This is a genomic window from Calothrix sp. PCC 7507 (assembly GCF_000316575.1).
In the GTDB taxonomy this organism is placed as follows: domain Bacteria; phylum Cyanobacteriota; class Cyanobacteriia; order Cyanobacteriales; family Nostocaceae; genus Fortiea.
The window spans coordinates 2289127-2309609 of the sequence record NC_019682.1 but is presented as its reverse complement, the minus strand read 5'-3'; the positions used below and the strand labels follow the sequence as shown (position 1 = coordinate 2309609).

General features: G+C 39.6%; 16 protein-coding genes. 10 read left to right on the top strand and 6 right to left on the bottom strand.

Annotated features, from left to right (window positions below; all coding sequences use genetic code 11):
• Positions 1-14: 14 nt before the first annotated feature.
• The 6 genes from CAL7507_RS10060 to CAL7507_RS10035 form a co-directional block, all read right to left on the bottom strand.
• Positions 15-917, bottom strand: coding sequence for an MBL fold metallo-hydrolase (locus CAL7507_RS10060; protein WP_015128357.1), 903 nt, complete (start codon positions 915-917; stop codon positions 15-17).
• 11 nt (positions 918-928) lie between these two features.
• Positions 929-1312, bottom strand: coding sequence for an aspartate 1-decarboxylase (panD, locus tag CAL7507_RS10055; protein ID WP_015128356.1), 384 nt, complete (start codon positions 1310-1312; stop codon positions 929-931).
• Between the two features lie 139 nt (positions 1313-1451).
• Positions 1452-1964, bottom strand: a complete 513-nt coding sequence (locus CAL7507_RS10050; protein ID WP_015128355.1) for an inorganic diphosphatase — start codon at positions 1962-1964, stop codon at positions 1452-1454.
• A gap of 664 nt (positions 1965-2628) precedes the next feature.
• Entirely contained in the window at positions 2629-2811 is a 183-nt protein-coding gene (locus CAL7507_RS10045; RefSeq protein WP_015128354.1) for a hypothetical protein, read from the bottom strand.
• 812 nt (positions 2812-3623) lie between these two features.
• Positions 3624-4607, bottom strand: a complete 984-nt coding sequence (locus CAL7507_RS10040; RefSeq protein WP_042342030.1) for a DUF362 domain-containing protein — start codon at positions 4605-4607, stop codon at positions 3624-3626.
• 87 nt (positions 4608-4694) lie between these two features.
• A complete protein-coding gene (locus tag CAL7507_RS10035) occupies positions 4695-6116 on the bottom strand; it encodes an aspartate ammonia-lyase (RefSeq protein ID WP_015128352.1) in 1422 nt (473 codons plus the stop codon).
• A gap of 2441 nt (positions 6117-8557) precedes the next feature.
• Between CAL7507_RS10035 and CAL7507_RS10030 the strand changes: the two genes are divergently transcribed.
• The 10 genes from CAL7507_RS10030 (at position 8558) to CAL7507_RS09985 (ending at position 20453) form a co-directional block, all read left to right on the top strand.
• The gene (locus CAL7507_RS10030) at positions 8558-8998 is read left to right on the top strand and encodes a hypothetical protein (RefSeq protein WP_015128350.1); all 441 of its coding nucleotides are present in this window, start codon (positions 8558-8560) and stop codon (positions 8996-8998) included.
• A gap of 52 nt (positions 8999-9050) precedes the next feature.
• The gene (locus CAL7507_RS10025; RefSeq protein ID WP_015128349.1) at positions 9051-11282 is read left to right on the top strand and encodes a polysaccharide biosynthesis tyrosine autokinase; all 2232 of its coding nucleotides are present in this window, start codon (positions 9051-9053) and stop codon (positions 11280-11282) included.
• Between the two features lie 6 nt (positions 11283-11288).
• Complete coding sequence (locus tag CAL7507_RS10020) at positions 11289-12653, top strand: flippase (RefSeq protein ID WP_015128348.1); 1365 nt, start codon at positions 11289-11291, stop codon at positions 12651-12653.
• 19 nt (positions 12654-12672) lie between these two features.
• Positions 12673-13605, top strand: coding sequence for a hypothetical protein (locus CAL7507_RS10015; protein ID WP_015128347.1), 933 nt, complete (start codon positions 12673-12675; stop codon positions 13603-13605).
• Positions 13606-13619: 14 nt separating this feature from the next.
• On the top strand, positions 13620-14882 hold the full coding sequence (locus CAL7507_RS10010; RefSeq protein ID WP_015128346.1) for a glycosyltransferase family 4 protein: 1263 nt from the start codon (positions 13620-13622) through the stop codon (positions 14880-14882).
• 10 nt (positions 14883-14892) lie between these two features.
• On the top strand, positions 14893-16176 hold the full coding sequence (locus CAL7507_RS10005; RefSeq protein ID WP_015128345.1) for an O-antigen ligase: 1284 nt from the start codon (positions 14893-14895) through the stop codon (positions 16174-16176).
• Between the two features lie 91 nt (positions 16177-16267).
• The gene (locus tag CAL7507_RS10000) at positions 16268-17161 is read left to right on the top strand and encodes a glycosyltransferase family 2 protein (RefSeq protein WP_015128344.1); all 894 of its coding nucleotides are present in this window, start codon (positions 16268-16270) and stop codon (positions 17159-17161) included.
• 79 nt (positions 17162-17240) lie between these two features.
• Positions 17241-18452, top strand: coding sequence for a glycosyltransferase family 4 protein (locus tag CAL7507_RS09995; RefSeq protein WP_042341264.1), 1212 nt, complete (start codon positions 17241-17243; stop codon positions 18450-18452).
• A gap of 86 nt (positions 18453-18538) precedes the next feature.
• Positions 18539-19297: a WecB/TagA/CpsF family glycosyltransferase gene (locus CAL7507_RS09990; RefSeq protein ID WP_015128342.1), complete on the top strand. Its 759-nt coding sequence runs from the start codon at positions 18539-18541 to the stop codon at positions 19295-19297.
• Positions 19287-20453 carry an endo-1,4-beta-xylanase gene (locus tag CAL7507_RS09985; RefSeq protein ID WP_015128341.1) on the top strand — a complete coding sequence of 389 codons (1167 nt, stop codon included), beginning with the start codon at positions 19287-19289 and terminating at the stop codon, positions 20451-20453. Before CAL7507_RS09990 ends, CAL7507_RS09985 begins: the two co-directional genes overlap by 11 nt.
• Positions 20454-20483 lie beyond the last annotated feature (30 nt).

The following is a 20483-nucleotide window of genomic DNA, read 5'->3' as shown; positions in this document are numbered from 1 at the left end:
GGGATGGCGCTGCTTCACCCCATAACAGATACGACCAAACCTTCACGAGCAAGTAAAGTTTTTGACAGCACAGATTTAACCTCGACTTGCACTTGATCGAGAAAATCATCATCATCATCTGGGTGATGGTGAGTAACAACCAAATTTTTCGCCCCAGCACTACTCGCTAAATCAGCAGCAGTTTGCCAGTGTAAATCAGCTGAATCATGCTTATGAGCGGTTGGGGGAGGATAGGTAGCATTAGCAATCAATAAATCGACTCCCGTAATAATTTTTAAAATTCGTTCTCGCTCCCATTGCTCAAGACTCTTATGTAAATCTGTGATGTAGGCAACGCTATGTGTTCCCCAAGTAACTCGATAGCCAACGGATCTTTGAGCTTGATTGATCAATGCTGTAATTATCGTTACATCATCCAACTTCACCTCATTATCTGGAGTCAGATTGTGGAAGTGCAATTCTGACTGCATCGCTTGTAAAGGGTAAGGAAAGTGTGGCTGAAGCATCTGGTCATAAAGGCACTGTTTAATTGAGGCACTATTCGAGGCTGCTGAACCATATATATGGAAGCAATTCTGTGTAACAAACGCCGGAGCAAAAAACGGAAATCCTTGAATGCGATTTGATTGGGAGTTGGTAAAAAATAAATGAGCTTCTATTGGCTGTTGCTCTTGTTGCCAAGTTTTACCGAGTATGCGTAAGCCAGTACCGCCATCAAAAATCAAGTTTTTTCCGGCTACATGTATTGCGACACAAGCAGTATTACCACCATAGCGGCTGGTGCTACTGCCAGGAGTGGGAATCAAACCCCTAACACCCCAAAATTGCACTAGAAATTCTTCCGCAGGACTACTCAGCAGGGTAGCTTGGTCTTCCTTTAAATAGTTTTGGGAACCCGACAGCTCAAAATTTGACATTTTTCTTGAAATTAAACCTTACTGAGCAGGTCATCGTAGTGCCGCACTTCCAAAAGTCGGTTTTTTTCGTCTACTATGACAACCGTAGGAGAGTAATTTTTTAACTCTTCTGGAGTGAACTGCCCGTAAGCCATTATAATCAAGCGATCGCCTATAATGCCTAGACGTGCCGCAGCCCCATTTAGCTCAATCACTCCTGAACCAACTGGAGCAGGGATCGCATAAGTAATAAAACGTTCACCATTGGCACTATTCACTACTTGTACCTGTTCATAGGGTAAGATGCCAGATTTTTCCAAAAGGATTTGATCGATGCTAATACTACCCACGTAGTTAATATTTGCTCCCGTGAGGGTACAGTTATGAATTTTTGCCAAAAGGAGAGTACGCTGCATTTGGTTTCAGAAGGCACTGGGGACTGGGGATTGCACTTCGGCTACGCTCAGTGAGGAGGGACTGGGGACTGGGGATGAGGGGGATGAGGGAGAAATCACCAATGCCCCATGCCCCACATGCCCCATGCCCTATCCGCAATTAACCGTGAAAGGCTTTAACGGATTGGTCTACTAAAGCTTTGACTTTGTCAACATCCTGCCAACCGAGAATTTCAGTTACTTTTTTTTCCAAATTTTTATAACTGCGGAAAAATTCAGCAATTTCATCCAAGCGGTGAGGCGCTATGTCTTTCAGGGATTTTACTTGAGCGTAACGCGGATCTTTGTCAGGAACAGCGAGAATTTTTTCATCGCGATCGCCACCGTCAATCATCTCCAAGAAGCCAATTGGACGTGCGGCAATGATGCAACCTGGAAAGGTCGGTTCATCAATGATAACGATACCATCGAGTGGATCGCCATCATCAGCTAATGTATTGGGTATGAACCCATAGTCATAGGGGTATTTTACCGAAGCATAAAGTACCCGATCTAAGGCAAAAGCTTGTAGATCCTTGTCATACTCGTATTTATTTTTACTTCCGCCGGAAATTTCAATGAGAACGTTGATTAAACCGGGTTTTGGTTGAGCAGGTATAAGGGATAAGTCCACAGAAAAACTCCTCCGCTAAGGGTGAATGATGGGCGCTCTCTATATTGGCTCCCCGTGTAGAATTTTAAAGCCAAGATGGACTTCTTCCCAAAGTATTCAGTAAAAGGGACTGGGGATTGGGGAACTCGGGGCCCCCTCTGGGCATAAGGGACAATGGGGATTGGGTTTTAAAAGGAAAAATTATAGAATTTGCTCTGAACCCCCAGTGTGACTACGAATGACGAATTAGTAAAATTTTGTTGAAAGTGTTGGGAAACCGCAGCCCTGGTTCTTCTTCCCAGAGTTATAGCCAGTTAGTTGTGTTGTGGAATATGTATAGAGATGCGTATATTAAGATATAATAGGCAGTGGGAAATCCTTTTCCCTATTCCCTGTTCCCTTTTTTGATAAAAGTCGGAGTGGTTTTCACCGCTCCGACTTCTTTTTTTAGGGCTGGCTTACTGTTTCGCCTCTACATGTGTGGTTTGATATCCGAAATCATTCCTGATTACAGCACCCAAAATCTTTGCTCTACTTGGTTTCTGGCTGTAGATTGATATCTTCCTATTTTTTTGGTCAAAGGAATTATTTAGGAGTGTATTTTTCCAGAAGCTTGTAACTATTTTTCACTCCATTTTTAGATTCTTTTGTTGGTGAAACGTTACTAGCAAGTATTGTTTGGTATTCACTTTTCTTGGAGATTATGGGTTACGGGTTGTTGGTTATTCAGAGCATTGGCGGAAGAATAGTGGCCAATGACAAAAACAGGTAGCGTCAAAGTTAACAGAGCGATCGCAGTTCCCACAATGTCTGCCAAGCGATGGGAATATGTATCGGTAGAGTTGGCAGACTGGCTATTTAAATTCATACAAAATTGCAGTTGATCACATCACTTCTTAGGTCTACTCTCTTTAAGAGAGTGTTAATCCTATTTTAGCTATTCTTTCATTGTAAATTGTGTAGCACGACCAAATTTAACCAGTTTTACAAGTGTCATAATAGTAGTCTGCTACCATAACATCTTGATACAAAGTTTGGCAAAAACATTTTAGACTTTAATTAGTGACTAATGGTTTTCCGATGCTTCTCTGTACAGTGTAATTTATGAGTTACGCACAGACTAGGTTAATAGCATTATTAGTTACATTTTTTTATATTCCGGTGGATTATCTGCCAAAGGTATTTATTCAGCATGACATCATTATACCATCCTGAAATGCTTTCAGCCAAATAGTTCCAAGGTTAATAAATTCTTCCTACTCACTCATATTAACCCCGAAAAATTACTGAAGAACTACCAGTATAGATAATAATCTAACTGTAGTTATACCCAAATGTATTTGCCACTGAATTACAACTAAGTAACGTTGTTTTTAAAGCATAAAATTATCCCGAATAAATACAGATGCATTACGGTAGTTCGGCAGCATTTATTCAGTAATTGCGCCAAAAAAGTATTTTATAATTCAAATTAGTTGAACTGAGTAATGTTATCTCAGTTTTGTCAATCTATATATAGGTAGAGTAAAAATACTTTGCTCTGTCAGTTATCGGTTATTGTACTAGTATTTGATTTTTGAAATTAATGTAGCCCACCAAAGCACGGATATGGTGGGCAATGCCCACCCTACAAATACTTTGCTCAGTCAGTGTATATCCCCATCTCAAATCTGATAACTGTTAACTGTTACCTGTTCCCTGATGATAAGCAGTCATTGGTTCTTTGATAAACCGGATGTAGAGATGTTTGAAAGTTGATTTAATCACACGCGGCATGGCAAAATCAATAGGAACTAATTTATCCGGTAGTTGCCAATCTTCAATGCGTAATAAATCAGGTTCTAGCTGAGGAAACTCAATATCAGTTAGTTCTGGACAAACTCCTAATCTCTGAGAAGCTGCGACGGTAGGTACTTGATCTGGTGGGATGTTGAGGATTTCCACCATTGCGCGATCTAGGGCGAATACATTTGATGCTGCTGCCAAAATACCTAATAAACGAGGTTCACCATTACTGGGCCCATTACCTTCATGACCGATAATGCCATCTAAAATAGTTAAATTCGGGTTAATTGCCCTGGCGGTTTCTACCAACATTTCACCGAATCGATTTGCGTCCTTTCCGGCTTCTAAATGCCACCAGGCTTTCATTTTGCCAGGAACACAACCAAAGAGGTTTTTAACTCCCATTGTTAATGTTAGCTGCATGTGAGATTTGACTTTGGGCAGGTTAATCACTACATCTGCTTCCATCGCTTCTTTAGACAGGCGGAGGTGGTGGAAATTTTCGCCGATGGTTTCGTAACGCTGTCCATGAAAATCAATAATGGGCAGATTCAGTTCTGCTAAAATTGGGAGATAGCCATTTGCCGCTGCGACTCCTTTGGCACTGCCAAAAGCGGGACTATCTCCTAAAAATGGCTTACCGCCAACGTCAATTACCATCTGGGCAACTTCATAAACGAGTTCGGGGCGGGTAGTACACTCTTTACTAGGACGCGCTCCTGTGAGTAGATTGGGTTTGAGTAAGACACGATCGCCTCTGTTGACAAAAGTAGCCATTCCCCCAAAAGGTTCTAGCAGGGTTTCTAACGACTCCCGTAAAGCTTCTCTTTCGTAGGAAGTAGCCCGAATTAGACTGACAGATGGTTTTTGAGTCTGCATGGATTGTGAATTACGCATAGTGAAGATAGGAAAAAAAGAATTTCTTCTCTTTTCTATCTTCCTACTATGTTTGTAATCTACATTTGCCTATTCTGCCCTGAGGGGTGAGACACCACTCATCTGTTGGAGATTTAATACTGTTGCTAATTCCGTTTCACTCATCAATCCTTTTTCGAGAACGATCTGTCGTAAGGATTTACCTGTTTCTAGGGATTCTTTGGCGACAGCCGCAGCATTGAGATAACCGATATGAGGGTTGAGGGCTGTTACTAAGGCTAAACTACCTTCAGCGTATGCTAAACAACGATCGCGGTTAGCAGTGATGCCTTGAATGCAACTTTTCGTGAGGGAGTTGATCGTGTTGCCCAAAATTTCGATGCTGTGAATCAGATTATAAGCAATCAGGGGCATCATTACATTGAGTTCCAATTGTCCGGCTTGGGCGGCTAGGGCGATCGCATTATCATAACCCATGATCTGAAAGCACACCATTGATGTCATCTCTGCCATCACTGGATTATACTTACCTGGCATAATCGATGATCCGGGTTGTACTGGCGGTAGTTGAATTTCTTTGAATCCCGTTTTTGGCCCTGAATCCATCAGCCGTAAATCATGGGATATTTTGACTAAATCCTGCGCCAAGTTGCGTAAAGCGCCGGAAACATTCACAAATGGCGACATACTCTGCATTGCAGCCATCAAATGGGGTGCTGGTTCTAGGGGGGAATTGAGTAATTCTGTAAGAACTTCTACAACTCGTCCCCGATATAAAGGATGGGTATTCAACCCTGTACCAGCTGCACTCCCGCCTAAACCTAGTACCATTAAATCTCCAGAGGCGGTGTAAATGCGGTTTTGGTGTTCTGATAAAATTTGTGCCCAAGCGCCGAAATTGTCACCCAAACGCACAGGTACGGCATCTTGTAAGTGAGTTCTACCAGATTTCACAATATCTTGAAATTCTACGGCTTTGACTTCCAAGGATGCGATCGCTTGATCTAATGCTGGATGTAATGTTTTAGCAAGTGCCAACAAGCCACCAATCCGGATTGCCGTGGGAATGACATCATTGGTAGACTGTCCATAATTAACGTGGTCATTAGGACTCACACGCTGGTAATTGCCTTTTTGATCACCAAGAATTTCTAAGGCGCGATTTGCTAAAACCTCATTTACATTCATGTGGTGAGAAGTCCCAGCACCTGCTTGATAGACATCCACGACAAACTGATCGCGGAAGTTACCAGCAAGGATTTCTTCAGCAGCTTTGACAATTGCTTGGCTAATATCTTGGGGAATGCAGCCTAATTCGCCGTTGACGATTGCTGTAGCTTTTTTTATCAACAAACAAGCATCTACGTAAGTCGGCAAGGGCTTAATACCGCTGATGGGGAAGTTTTCTATTGCCCGCAGCGTTTGAATACCGTAGTAAGCGCTACCAGGAATTTGGCGATCGCCCATCGAATCGCGTTCGATGCGGAATTGGGAATCTGTTGGTTGAGTCATGGTGATCTTTTGTTGACGATAATCTCAAGACACAGATCATGCCATGCCGACTGAGGAACTCAAAGCATAAGCGCCACATTTACAGACATAACTAACAAAGTTATATAGACAGGTAGTTAACTATCGACCAGATGATGATGCAAAATGCGATCGCACACTCAACATATTTAAAGTTGCTAGGCGATCTCAAGAATTGAGAAAGGAGGAGACAACAGCGCCACAAGCCATCTTGATTTAAACAGACAGATATTTACTTTCAGTCCATCAAGCAAATTGCTATGTAATGCGGATGAGAAGTCTTTGAGAATATAGTTAATTTATAGGATGGAATGGTAACATCAGATGCCAGATTGAGCTAAATTGCTGACTTAGATCGAAAACGATAAATCACGTTGCGGCTAGCTTGATGTTTCTAAAATTACCGAGGAATAAATAGTATTTTGCCATTGATTTATAGCTTAATTGTATAGAGGGTATACGACTTAATCATCAGATACAAATTAGATTATGAACTGATGATGTATCAATTAAATTTTGAACTGATGATGTATCAATTAGATGACATCTAAGTTGCTACACAGATGATTTTCCTCACTCGTAACCAATCTGAACTGGCATCTTTAGTCGCAACATTTACGGCGATTACCTACTAAAATAGTCTGTCTGATTAGCAAGGCTAATTATAGATACTTGGTAAAAAGTCTCTGATTATTAAGTTACGATGAAGTTGATTGAATTACTTCAAAAAAAAAACATCCTCCTGTATACTTAGTTTGTGTGACGCTACTGTTGCATCGAAAAGCAGTTCCCAGACATATTTAATGATTATCCTTAGAGAATCAAGCCAATGTCATAATCACTACGAATAATAAAAACCTACAGACTAATCTGAAAGTAGCGCTGTTTTCTCCTAAAGGGAAAGCCTAGCGCTAAGAGGAAAACCGAAAGGGCTGACCGCAGGATAAAGTTATCACGGTTTCAGTTAGGATTTAAACCCAACTAAAACCCAAAACTTTACCACGCAGTCTCTCATTAACCATTAGACATCTCAGACTCTGGCTCACAACTGTTAACTGTGAGAAAGCTAGATGTTTGTCTGAATGTATAATCTCGCTAACATCAGGGAATCAGCAATTGTATCTACAAGGTGATTTGAATGAATGCATTGTTGTCGAAACTATCACATAGGCATCTTTGGGTTGAGGTAGTACAGTTCATAGTTGTGTAAACTACAGCAATTAACTCTACATGACTATCAGCAATCTTCTTAACCCGGATCTCTCCGCAAATTTTTCCATGCCTTGCTTGATAAAACCTAAATTTAAGCGTTTCACATTCTATCAAAACTCTTACCCATCCAAAATAGTCTGAAACATACTCTGGGTAGAGGTGAATGTGAATAAAGGTTTGTGAGAATGCGGCTAAGTAATTTTGGTCAGATAGAATTCTCACTAAGAGTAAGCCACAAAATAAATGATCCTGTCTTGTCATGCTGAGTGTAGCAAAGCGAAACGTAGGCCTTAGCGTTCCCGCAGGGTAGCATCTGGGGGGATTCTTTCCTTCGGAACGCTACGCGTAGCAAGATCCCCTACGGGGTACACTACACTTCGTTTCGTACCCTGCGGGATGCAAGCAACAGAATGACATTGGGCATCTCTTTTTGTGGAGTTCTCTAAAGTGTGCTTAAATAGATTAGAAAATCCACAATTTCCTGGTCTTGTATGAGCTTTAAATTAGCAAGACCTCAGAGAATATTTTGTATAGATTTTGATGCCATTGTTTGTTAATTAAGCATCTAAATCTTTAACTAAATAACTGACTTGTATGAATTAGGAGTTGGGCTTCGATGACCTTTGCGATCTCAGTCCCTCCAACGTAACCTTCTTCTCATCTTTGCTATTGCTAACAGTGAGTGAGGTCGAATTGCAGGATAAGTGTAACAACCTACTGCTAGCACTTCATTTTGTAATACATAAATATTTCTAATATCGGATTAATTGTGATTAGATAGAAATCGCAAATCACTATCAGTATTAATCAATCACAGCCCTTTCAAGGTAGTGAAATACCGTAGGAGAAAATTTGGATTTGCAATCTCCCCATCACTTAAGATTGCAAATTTTTGTTGATGGTTATATTGCAATACTATTCCAGTTAAATCCCAAATAGTGTGTTGATCAGTGTAGGCTTTTAGCGTTCCCGTAGAGTCTTGTCGCGTCTACATACCTAGAATCAATACCAAACATCCTCAACTGAACTGTATTGATACCTATATGACAAATCAGGAGTGAAAAACCAAGAACGATTGTTTTAGGGAAATGGTGAGTGCAGTCATATTTTGAGAAGTAAAACCAAAACTAGTTGCAGGAGATAGTTGGTATTCATAAGTAGAGAACTTGAACTTCTTGAATATCAAGATATTCTATCTTGAAGTGCGGAATATGAGTAACAAAAATCGAAAACGTTCAAAAAGACGAGCTATTTTCTGTCCAGTTCATGGGTGTTATTTACATAGTGTGAGTCAAAAATATCAATTATTTGCTGATAGTGCTGAACAACTCCAAAAAAGGGGTGTGGGACGGCGAAACGCACTAATGTTAGTAGCAGCCAAGACGGCTATTTCCATACGGGGTGAATGGTTAGAAGCTTTTTGGTGTGATCAATGTGAACAAACAAAGTGGTATCACGTCAAAAAGTGTCTGATCAAAGCTTCTCCCCAGGAAGCTTGCACCTATGAAGTATCCGAAGCACCCCCAGAATATTGGCAACAAGCTAGTGGGGTAATTGACCCCCAAGGAAATCCATCTGTAGGTGAGTTTACTCGTAGACATGCCCGAATCTTGGGAGATCATGGTGGAAAAGACTTCCATTTGAGAAATTAAGCCAGTTGCAGCCGCAATTTAAGTACTACTATCAATATCTGCATCTGTGATTATGGAATCCATACCAAAGTTTGAAGAGATAGATTTTCAAAAATATTTACTAATTTTGCAACGACGCTGGATACCTGCCGCCGGAGTTTTTGGTGTAGTTGTTACGCTAGCATTCTTGTATGCAGTTTCCTTGAAACCAGCTTACAAGGCAGAAGGAAGCTTGTTGATTAAAACTAATCGTAGTGCCTCACTCACAGGGTTAGGAGAAGGCATAGGACAGGTTGATTCTTTAGTGAACACAAACAGTCCATCAGATACTCAGGCCAAGATAGTTGTATCAGTTCCAGTGATTCAGGAAACAATTAGAGTACTGAAGTTGAAAAATGAACGAGGCAAGTTTATTCAAACTCAAGACTTATCCCACAAATTAAAGGTAGAGAGTTCTAAAGGAACTGATATCTTACAAATTTCGTATACTGATAAAGATCCAACTCTAGCAGCGAAAGTTGTTAACAAAGTGATGGATGCTTATATCCGGAATAATATCGAGGCGAATCGCGCAGAGGCAGTTTCAGCTCGAAAATTTATTTCACAACAACTCCCTGCAACAGAAATAAGTGTCAGAGGGGCAGAATTAGCTCTGCGAAAATTTAAAGAAGAAAATAAAATAATTGCCCTTCAAGAAGAAGCCTCTACAGCAGTGCAGGTAATTTCGCGTTTAGAAGAACAAATAAATCAAACCCAAGCGAAGTTAGTTGAAGTTGGTGCAAGAACAAAAAAGTTGCAAAAACAAGCAAATGTGAATTCACAACAAGCTGTAACTTTAGCCTCCTTGAGTCAAATACCTGGTGTACAGCAAGTTCTGACTCAACGCCAAGAAGCGCAAAGTCAGCTAGCAATTGAACTAATTCGTTTGCGGCCAAACCATCCGACAATCATTAACCTAAAAGAAAAAATTGCTGTTCTTAATCTCTTACTCAAAGGGCGGATAGAGGAAGGAGTTGGTAGTACTAAAACAGTTATTAAAGGTAATTTACAGATTGGTGAACTACGACAAGGTTTGATCGCAGATTTTGCTCGCTCCGAAGTAGAACGTGCTGGTTTAGAGGGAGAAATAACTACACTGTCTAATAAATTGTCTGTTTACAAAAAACGGGCAAATGGTTTACCCAAATTTGAGCAGACTCAGCGGCAGCTTGAGCGTAAGCTAAAAGCGGCTCAAACGACCTATGAAGCACTCTTAACCAAGCTGCAAGAAGTGCAAGTAGCAGAAAACCAAAATATTGGGAATGCGCGGATTATCTCTCCTGCATTAATTCCTGATGCACCAGCAGCTTCTCAAAAAAACTTGATTGTTCTGGGTGGAGGTATTTTTGGTGCCATGCTTGGTTTAATTGCTGCCTTAACGTTAGATATGATTGACCGCTCAGTTAAGACAGTTAAAGAAGCCAGAGAATTGCTGCAATATACATTACTGGGCGTGATTCCTTTAGTGGGCAGAAATACTAAAAATAGTTCTTTGCTACCGGGAGGAGAACAACCGTTTGCTATACCCAGATTGATTGGTAGGGACATCCCCCACTACCCGATTGGGAATGCCTATCAAATGCTGCAAGCCAACTTGAAGTTCTTGGGTTCGGATGAGGAGCTAAAAGCGATCGCAGTTACTAGTTCCGTGGCTAAAGAAGGCAAATCTGAGGTAGCGGCTAATCTGGCTGTAGCGATCGCTCAGTTAGGGCGTCGGGTGTTGCTAGTAGACGCAGATATGCGGCATCCAGTCCAGCATCATATCTGGGGAATGACAAATGCAGTTGGTCTATCGAATGTGATCGTTGACCAAGTTCCGCTGAATAAAGCAGTGCAGGAATTCATCCCTAACCTATATGTCTTGACTTCAGGGGTGATACCTCCCAACTCAATAGCTTTGTTGGGATCAAAACGGATGGACTCATTGGTGAAAATCTTTGCGAAAGAATACGATTTTGTGATTTTTGATACTCCTCCCCTGACGGGGATACCTGATGCAGCGGTTTTAGGAAAAATGACTGATGGTATTTTACTAGTAGTTCGTCCGGGAATTGTTGATTCAGCAAGTGCTAGCGCTGCTAAAGAGTTTCTTGACCAGTCAGGGCAACAAGTCTTGGGTATGGTGATTAATGGTGTGAATGTCAAACTTGAACCTGATAGCTATTTTTACTATTCCAAGGAATCGATCGAGCAAGATGCGCCATCACCAAAATCCGTATTGATCAAAGAAGCTGCTGCAAAAGTGATGGACGATCGCTATTTCTAAACGCTGATGTCAGATAACCAAAACGACTATAGTGTGATGCTAGGTAAATTCAAACTGCAAAAGTTCTTCAACCTCAAGCCCAACTCTGAACTACGTGCCATTATTGCCAATACTAGTTGGCTATTTGGCGATCGTATTCTTCGCATGGGTGTTGCTCTGATTATCGGAGTCTGGGTCGCACGCTACTTGGGAGTAAGTCAATATGGTCTTTTTAACTATGCTATTGCCTTTGTTGCCCTATTTAATCCACTTGCCAACTTAGGATTAGATAGCGTAGTCGTGCGCGATCTAGTACGTAAACCACAAGACGAAAAGCAAATCTTGGGAACAGTCTTCTGGTTAAAATTTCTAGGTGGTATTGGAGCCTTATTATTAACAGTTAGCTGTGTTTTTCTATTCCATCATCAACAAGACCAGACTATCTTACTCGTAGCAATTTTAGCCACAGGAGGTATTTTTCAGGCTTTTGATACCATCGACCTCTGGTTTCAATCACAGGTACAATCAAAGTACACTGTTGTTGTAAAAAACATAGCTTTTGTAATTATTGCTTTGAGTAAAGTTTTTCTGATTTATATCAAAGCACCATTAATAGCTTTTGTGATTATCAGTGTTGCAGAAATTGGGTTAGGTGCTTTAAGTTTGTATTTAATCTATACATTCAAAAGTAAATCAAATTTTTTAGGGAATTGGAGTTTTTCAATTGCCAAGAATATGCTCCAGGAAAGTTGGCCTTTGATTTTTTCTAGCTTTGCTATCTTGATTTATATGAAAATAGATCAGATTATGCTAGGCGAAATGTTGGGCAATAATGCAGTGGGTATTTATTCCGCAGCAACTCGTGTTTCTGAGATGTTTTATTTTATCCCTATGGCAATTTCTTCTTCTGTTTCACCGGCGATTTTCGCAGCTAAAAAAACTAGTGAAGAACTTTACTACCAGCGCATTAAACAATTAATTCGCTTGATGATTTTGGTTGCAGTCATGATTTCCCTACCCATGACTTTTTTATCGGGAACAGTCATTAATATACTTTTTGGTAATAACTACGTAGATGCAGGAGCTATTTTATCAATTCATATCTGGGCTTCTTTGTTTGTATTTGTAGGGGTAGCCATATCACCTTGGTTTATTGCTGAAGGATTAACTCACCTCTCTATGTATAGAACAGTGATTGGTGCAGTTAGCAACATTTTATTAAATCTCTGGCTAATTCCTAAATATGCTGGATTAGGTGCAGCGATCGCCACCCTAATTTCCTATGCATGTTCTGACTTTTTTAGTAATGCCATTTATCCAAAAACCCGTAAAATATTTCTCATTCAAATACAATCACTTATATATTTTTGGCAATTAAAAACCATCAAGTAAATTTCGCGCTAATTTAAATATGCAAACTCCAGTAGCATTTATCATCTTTAAAAGACCACATACAACAGAAAAGGTTTTTGAAGAAATCCGCCGTGCCAAACCACCAAAGCTTTTTGTGATTGCCGATGGAGCGAGAATTGATGTTCCCGGTGAAGCAGAAAAATGTGCAGCCACTCGAGCAATTATTGAGCGAGTTGATTGGGATTGTGAAGTAATCAAAAACTACTCTGAGGTCAACTTAGGTTGTGCAAAACGGGTATCGAGTGGTCTAGATTGGGTTTTTAGTAATGTTGAAGAAGCCATTATTCTCGAAGATGATTGTTTACCCCATCCAACATTTTTTCCTTTTTGTGAAGAATTACTAGATAAATATAGATATGATACTCGTGTCAGTTCAATTTCTGGTGAGAATGTGCTGTTTGGGCAAAGACGAACTAATTATAGTTACTACTTTTCACGCTATAATTTCTGCTGGGGCTGGGCAAGTTGGAGACGCGCTTGGCAGCATTATGACCTGACTATGAAACTCTGGCAAGAAGTTCAGTCAGCAGGCTTGCTTAAGGATATTCTCATAGAGCCACTAGCAGTCAAATATTGGAACTATATCCTACAATCTGTTTATGAAAATCCTTTAGGAATAACTTGGGATTATCAATGGACATTTGCCTGCTGGATGCAGAGTAGTTTCGGAATTATTGCCAATGTGAATTTAATTTCTAATCTTGGTTTTGGTACAGACTCAACTCATTTTGCTAACAGTAAAAGCAATCCATATGACAGTTTGCCCACAACAGCAATAGAGTTACCCCTAAATCATCCACCATTTGTCATTAGAGATGCTCAGTCTGATGAATTTATCCAAAAAACCATGTATGGAACAACTCATTTAGATATGTTTAAGCTAGAAATGAAGCAAATACTTAAGACAAAACTTAAATTAAATTCGATTTAGGTCAAAGTTTTTCAATGAAGGTTTTACACATTAGCACATCAGATATGCAAGGTGGCGCTGCTCGTGCTGCCTATCGCTTGCACAAGGGATTACAGAATATCAATGTTAATTCGCAGATGCTAGTACAGGAAAAATCTAGCGATAACAGAGCAGTATTTGCACCTGAGATCAGACTTTTTCAAGGTATAGAACGAGCAAAGCTAACCTTTGATGCCTTGCCATTAAAATTTTACACTCAACGTAAGAATACGACATTTTCTCTCCAGTGGATACCTGATAGAACTGCATCTAAGGTGAATCAAATCGATCCAGATATCATCAATCTGCACTGGGTTGGTGCAGGATTTATGCAGATAGAAAGCATTGCCAAGCTGAAACGCCCTCTAGTTGTGACGCTGCATGATATGTGGTTCTTCACGGGAGGATGTCATGTCAGTGGAGAGTGCGATCGCTATACAATATCCTGTGGTGCTTGTCCTCAGCTTCACAGCAGTCAAGACTGGGATTTATCCCGCTGGGTTTGGGAGCGCAAAGCTAAAGCTTGGAAAGACTTGCATCCAACTATTGTTTCTCCCAGTTCTTGGATAGCTAAATGTGCTGGAAACAGTTCTCTCTTAAAGAATTTACCAATTCAAGTTATCCCACATGGCCTTGATACTCAAAAATATCGCCCGATTAATCAACGTGTAGCACGAGAATTACTGAATTTACCCCAAGATAAACAACTCATCCTTTTCGGAGCTATACAAGCAACAAGTGATAGTAATAAGGGATTCCATCTATTACAATCAGCACTACGAGACTTGAGCAAATCTAGCTGGCAAGATAAGTTAGAGTTAGTCATCTTCGGTGCATCACAACCTAATAATCCAACTGATTTAGGTTTTAAAACCCACTATCTAGGACATATCAATGATGATCTTTCTTTAGCAGTTATTTACTCAGCTGCTGATGTCATGATTGTGCCATCCATTCAAGAATCTTTTGGTCAAACAGCCTCTGAATCCTTAGCTTGTGGTACTCCAGTAGTAGCCTTTAATGCTACTGGTTTAAAGGATATTATTAACCATCAGCAGAATGGCTACTTAGCTATACCCTATGCATCTGAAGATTTAGCAGCAGGAATTATTTGGGTATTAGAAAACCAAGACAGACATCAAAAACTATCCCTCTGCGCTCGTGAGAAAGCAGAACGAGAATTTACTCTAGAAAATCAAGCCCGTCAATACCTAGCTCTTTTTGAAAATATTCTTACTAATCAAAAATCTATAATTTAAGCAGTATAAATTGAACAAGCAAGCCTCTCCTAAACTTGGAAGTTTTTTAGAGTTAATCGGGGTTGTCTTATTACTTATTTTCAGCCAAGAATTTGTAGTACCTGCCCCTATCAATACTCTCTTCAATATTAGTAGTTATGGAATATTAATCTTACTAGTTATTGGCAGATGGAAGCATTTAGCTTATGCTGCAACGAGAGATAAATCTCTATTGCTCTTAGTTGTAGTTGCCGTCATTTCAATTTTCTGGTCTGAGAATGTATCTTACACTGCGGATTATGCTAAGGGTCTAATACGCACAACTTTATTAGGTATATTTTTGGGGATGCGATATACACCCAAAGAGCAAATGCGTTTGTTATCTTGGATTTTTTTACTAGCAATAATTCTAAGTCTATTTGCTGGTGCATTAATGCCAGCTTATGGAACTCATTTCATAAATGGTGTCATATCGTGGAGAGGTATTTATGACCACAAACAACGTTTAGGACGTTTTATGGGTTTTGCAGCTTCACTTCTGTTAATGACCCTATTTGACAAACATAATAATCGTTGGATTACCTTAGTTGGCATGGTATTATCCCTTGTTTTACTTAAACTTTCTAATAGCACTACAGGCTTGATAATGTTATTTTTTACACTAGCTTTATTGCCTATTTATAAAGTTGCCAAGCAGCGTAATTACAGACTGTTTTATCTACTTTTGCTACTGCTATTTTCTGGCGCTTTAGTTATCTCATTTTTAATGAATATAGAAAGTATATTTATTAATATTTTGGGAAAAAATTTGGAATTTAACGGGCGTACACCCATATGGAGTTTAGTAATTGAAAAAGGATTAGAAAGACCAATTTTAGGTTACGGATATTATGGATTTTGGGGTTCCGAAGCTTCTGATTATGTCCTGAATAATACATGGTTAGGTGATGAAAAGACTGGATTAGAAAATATTATTGATACGTCTAGTAAAAAACCAGTAGCTAATATTTCTCATAATGGCTTTTTGGATCTATTTCTAAACCTTGGATTAGTAGGTTTATCTTTATGTTTATTTAACTTTTTTAGTTTATTACACAGAATCACAATACTTTTACTAACAATTAGGAACATAGAATATTTTTGGATGTTGGTATTTGTAGGGATAACTCTTATCACAAATCTTAGTGAGAGCATGACATTTATTACACCAAATAATTTATTTTGGATTACTTACGTTTCTATAGCAGTTTCATCCAAAATCGAGTTGAGTCGATTGCAAAAAACAACAATTAAATACAACACTCTAGCAATATAAAAATCAATCAATAATCAAAAAAATGAGATATTGATTTGATGGAATCACTTCGATTGTTAGATAAACTAATAAATGATTTGGGGGAAATACCATGAATAATGCTACGATAGCAGTGCTGATAACTTGTTATAACAGATGTAATATAACACTGTATTGTCTACAAGCACTTTATCAACAGAATGTTGCTTTTAATGTTTATCTAGTTGATGATGGTAGCTCTGATGGCACTGCAGATATAGTCAAAGCAAATTATCCATTAGTTAATATCCTAAAAGGAAATGGAAATCTCTTCTGGGTAGGAGGAATGCACTTAGCTTTTAGTGAAGCTTTAAAGAGAAATTATGACTACTATCTCTGGTTAAATGATGACACGATACTTGATGCAAATGCTTTAAGTAAACTTCAGACTACTCACCATCAACTCGTAGAAAAAGGTTATCCAAACTCGATAATTGTTGGTTCAACTCGAGATGCGATATCAGGAAAGCCAACATATGGCGGTGCTGTAAAATCAAAGATTTGGTACTCCAATAAATATGAATTTGTCCAACCCAGCCAAGAACTTCAAGAATGCGACACAATGTACGGAAATTGCGTACTCATTCCTAATTCCGTTGCTGAGAAGGTAGGTAATTTAGATCCTGCTTTTATCCATACATTAGGCGATTTAGACTACGGATTAAGAGCGCGTCAGTTAGATTGTTCAGTATGGATAGCACCTGGATATGTGGGTACTTGCTCTAAAAATTCTGTTCGGGGTAGCTGGGTTGATACTAAGTTATCTGTTCATGAACGCTTAAATAAAATACTCCAAATCAAAGGTTATCCCATACGAGCATGGACTGTTTTTGTGAGGAGACACTCGGGTAACTTTTGGTTTTTATACTGGATATTACCTTATCTACGTGCCATCATCGGCTATAAAAATCTAAATGAGTCTCCTGCTTTTACTGAAGAAACACAACAACAAAACTCCAAGGCTTAAATATAAACATCGAGTCTCATCCAAATAGAAAAATCTATTTCACTGATGGGATAAAGCATTTTATAGCAACAAAATGAATATGACATTAGTTTCAGATCCAAAGAATTTGGATGTTCAACTTCCAGATGTTACAAATAAACGCTTACTGATTGTTTCTACGCTTGATTCTAGCCAACCATTTGGTGCGTTTACAAGACCATTTTACCTCGGACGATACCTCATCAAATATTTTGAGGTTTGTCAGCTTGGCTTAAATTGTTCAGCAGTTGACTACGCACCCTTTGTATCTGTTGGCTCAAGAAGTTTGAGTTCATATGTTAAAGCAATCGTCAAGAGTATCGAAGAATTTCGCCCTGATATCATATATGCTCAAGAAACATTGCCTGGATTAGCTGCTCTGATGGCACTGAAGCTTAAAAAACAACAAAACTGCTCTCTAGTGCTGGATTTCCACACTTTTTCTGCTTATGAATACTGGAGTCGGTTATTTTCTGTTGCTAATCCATTCAAAGAGTTTGTGCAACTTATCAAGACATACATTGCTCAAGGGGTACTAATATTTTCTGGTAATCCCATTATTGCTGCTGGTGAATCAATTCCTCGGTTAATATCACAATGGTATCCTATAAAACCGCACAATATTTATTGTATAGGTAATGGAGTAACAGAAGATTTACTTAATCCTGAATTCGTTACTGAAACAGACCCTTACGAAGTATTACGTCCAGCAAAAATAGTTGTTGTTGTTGCTCCGAAAACATTTCAGTTTCCCAGTAATGATATGTCTATTTCCATGACCATTGAAATAGCTAAATACCTGGAAAAATATAAAAAAAATATTCACTTTGTTGTGATTGGGCGTGATGCTGATAAAATTGAAGAAGCGCTACCATCGAATATTACTTTTTTGGGGTTCTTGCCAGAACGCAAAGATTTTGTAAGTCATCTGAAATATGCAGATATAGGACTGCTGCCATTTCCTAAGCAAGCGGTTGCTGGTGGCGCACGTAATAAAGCTCTAGATTATTTCGCTAGCAGTAAGTTAGTTGTCTCCACTCCTGAAGGCTTGAGATGTTTAGAAGATTTTCATCATTTACAACATCTTTTGGAGACAGGATACTCGGTTCCAGAAATTGCTAATGTCTTAATGGAAGTGGCACTAAATTTGGAGAAATATCAGCCACTTGTGGAAGCCGCGCATACTATGATTCAAGACAGATATTCTTGGAGTGTAAAAGCGGAAATAATTGCTAAAATTCTGCTCGAAACAAAGAAGTTGAAGAAGCTTTAGTTTGTCTGTTGTTAATACATAACAAACTTCTTTTAAGGCTAAATAAATAGCCCAATTTACCAATCAGAAATCCAGAATTAGCGCATATGCAACGATCGCCTTGCAAGTTTCTTGGTGTTCAGGTAGATGCACTATCAATTCCTGATCTCAACTCTTTGATTGCAGAGTCTATTACCCAAAACGAACGATGGATTATTGCTAATCACAATCTTCACAGCCTTTATCTATACCATCATGACGCTAAAATGCGCGCCTTTTATGCCAAAGCGAACTACGTGCATATTGACGGTATGCCGTTGGTATGGATTGGGAAATTGTTAGGTTTTCCACTGAAACGAGAGCAAAGAGTAACCTATGCTGACTGGATATGGCCTCTGATGGCTGAATCTGCACACCAGGGTTGGCGTGTGTTTTATTTCGGTTCAAAGCCAGGAGTTGCAGAACAAGGAGCTAGAGTCTTACAGGAAAAATTTCCCACCTTAGAGATTGCTACAGCTCATGGCTACATCAATACTCGTGACAGAAGCCAAGAAAACCTGAATATTCTGTCAACAATTAATGCCTTCCAGCCCCATATATTAATGCTGGGAATGGGTATGCCGCGTCAAGAACACTGGATTTTAGAAAACCTAGACTCTATTCATCCCAATGCTATTTTGACTAGTGGAGCTTGTATAGACTATGTGGCTGGAGCAGTTCCTACTCCACCTCGTTGGATGGGGCAACTAGGTTTGGAATGGTTGTATCGCTTATGTAGTGAGCCAAAAAGGCTCTGGAGGCGTTATTTAGTAGAGCCTTGGTTTATAGCTAGACTATTTTTACAGGAAATTCTCAATGCTCAGTAGGCGATTAGTAGGTAGACGACACGCTTTATGGTTAAGTTTAGCTAGCTTGAGCAGTATTGGAGCGATCGCACTCACTAAGACTAGATACGATAGTCACAAGCTCCAAGCCCTTGCTAATCTCAAAAGAGACTTTAAAGTGTCTGGAATAGCCACTCTACGAAAGCGCGCCGCTACAAAAGGATTGATTTTTGGTGCGGCGAGTAGTCAAGATATACTCTCGAAAGATACTGCTTTTGCCACTCAATTTGCTCAAGAATGCAGCATTCTGGTTCCAGAAGGTGAACTCAAGTGGAACTTTTTGCGCCCTACTCCCAAGAAGTTTGACTTCACCCAAAGTGATTGGTTAGCAGAGTTTGCCAAAAATCACAACATGCTGTTTCGCGGGCATACTTTAGTCTGGCATGATGCTTTGCCTGCGTGGTTTAAGACAACAGTTAACTCAGGGAATGCGGAAAAATTCTTAACAGAACACATTTCAACAGTTACTAAACACTATGCAGGTAGAATACATTCCTGGGATGTAGTAAACGAGGCAGTTGAACCAAAAGATGGCCGCTCCGACGGGTTAAAAAATACTCCCTGGATGCAGTTTTTGGGGCCAAATTATATCGAACTTGCCTTTCGGGTTGCCGCGCAAGCTGATCCTCAAGCCTTGCTAGTTTATAACGACTATGGTTTGGAGTACGATACTCCTGAAGGTGGTGCCAAAAGAGTAGCAGTTTTAAAATTGCTAAAGAGTCTGAAATCTAGAGGAACACCAATTCATGGACTCGGCATCCAATCTCATTTATCGAGTGATGATACCCCATTCAATCCGCATAAACTCCGGAAATTTCTAGCGGATGTTGCTAGTTTAGGTCTCAAAATTCTGATTACCGAACTAGATGTCACAGATGTGAGATTACCTGAAAATTCTGGAGTACGCGATCGCATAGTTGCTGGTGTCTACGAAGATTATCTGTCGGTTGTTCTAGACGAGCCTGCCGTGATTGGTGTATTAACTTGGGGTTTGAGCGATCGCTACACTTGGAATTCAACATATAATCCCCGATCCGATAGTAAACCAGTACGTCCTTTGCCATTGGACTCAAATCTCCAACGTAAGTTGGCCTGGAATGCTATGGCTAGAGCTTTTGACAAGGCTAGAAAACGTTAGAAACTCACTCTACAACAAAACATCAGGGAG

Bases quoted from the DNA above. Each gene is read 5' to 3' on its own strand.
- CAL7507_RS10060 (WP_015128357.1), bottom strand. From the start codon at position 917: ATGTCAAATTTTGAGCTGTCGGGTTCCCAAAACTATTTAAAGGAAGAC.
- panD (WP_015128356.1), bottom strand. From the start codon at position 1,312: ATGCAGCGTACTCTCCTTTTGGCAAAAATTCATAACTGTACCCTCACG.
- CAL7507_RS10045 (WP_015128354.1), bottom strand. From the start codon at position 2,811: ATGAATTTAAATAGCCAGTCTGCCAACTCTACCGATACATATTCCCAT.
- CAL7507_RS10040 (WP_042342030.1), bottom strand. From the start codon at position 4,607: ATGCAGACTCAAAAACCATCTGTCAGTCTAATTCGGGCTACTTCCTAC.
- CAL7507_RS10035 (WP_015128352.1), bottom strand. From the start codon at position 6,116: ATGACTCAACCAACAGATTCCCAATTCCGCATCGAACGCGATTCGATG.
- CAL7507_RS10030 (WP_015128350.1), top strand. From the start codon at position 8,558: ATGAGTAACAAAAATCGAAAACGTTCAAAAAGACGAGCTATTTTCTGT.
- CAL7507_RS10025 (WP_015128349.1), top strand. From the start codon at position 9,051: ATGGAATCCATACCAAAGTTTGAAGAGATAGATTTTCAAAAATATTTA.
- CAL7507_RS10020 (WP_015128348.1), top strand. From the start codon at position 11,289: ATGTCAGATAACCAAAACGACTATAGTGTGATGCTAGGTAAATTCAAA.
- CAL7507_RS10015 (WP_015128347.1), top strand. From the start codon at position 12,673: ATGCAAACTCCAGTAGCATTTATCATCTTTAAAAGACCACATACAACA.
- CAL7507_RS10010 (WP_015128346.1), top strand. From the start codon at position 13,620: ATGAAGGTTTTACACATTAGCACATCAGATATGCAAGGTGGCGCTGCT.
- CAL7507_RS10000 (WP_015128344.1), top strand. From the start codon at position 16,268: ATGAATAATGCTACGATAGCAGTGCTGATAACTTGTTATAACAGATGT.
- CAL7507_RS09995 (WP_042341264.1), top strand. From the start codon at position 17,241: ATGACATTAGTTTCAGATCCAAAGAATTTGGATGTTCAACTTCCAGAT.
- CAL7507_RS09990 (WP_015128342.1), top strand. From the start codon at position 18,539: ATGCAACGATCGCCTTGCAAGTTTCTTGGTGTTCAGGTAGATGCACTA.
- CAL7507_RS09985 (WP_015128341.1), top strand. From the start codon at position 19,287: ATGCTCAGTAGGCGATTAGTAGGTAGACGACACGCTTTATGGTTAAGT.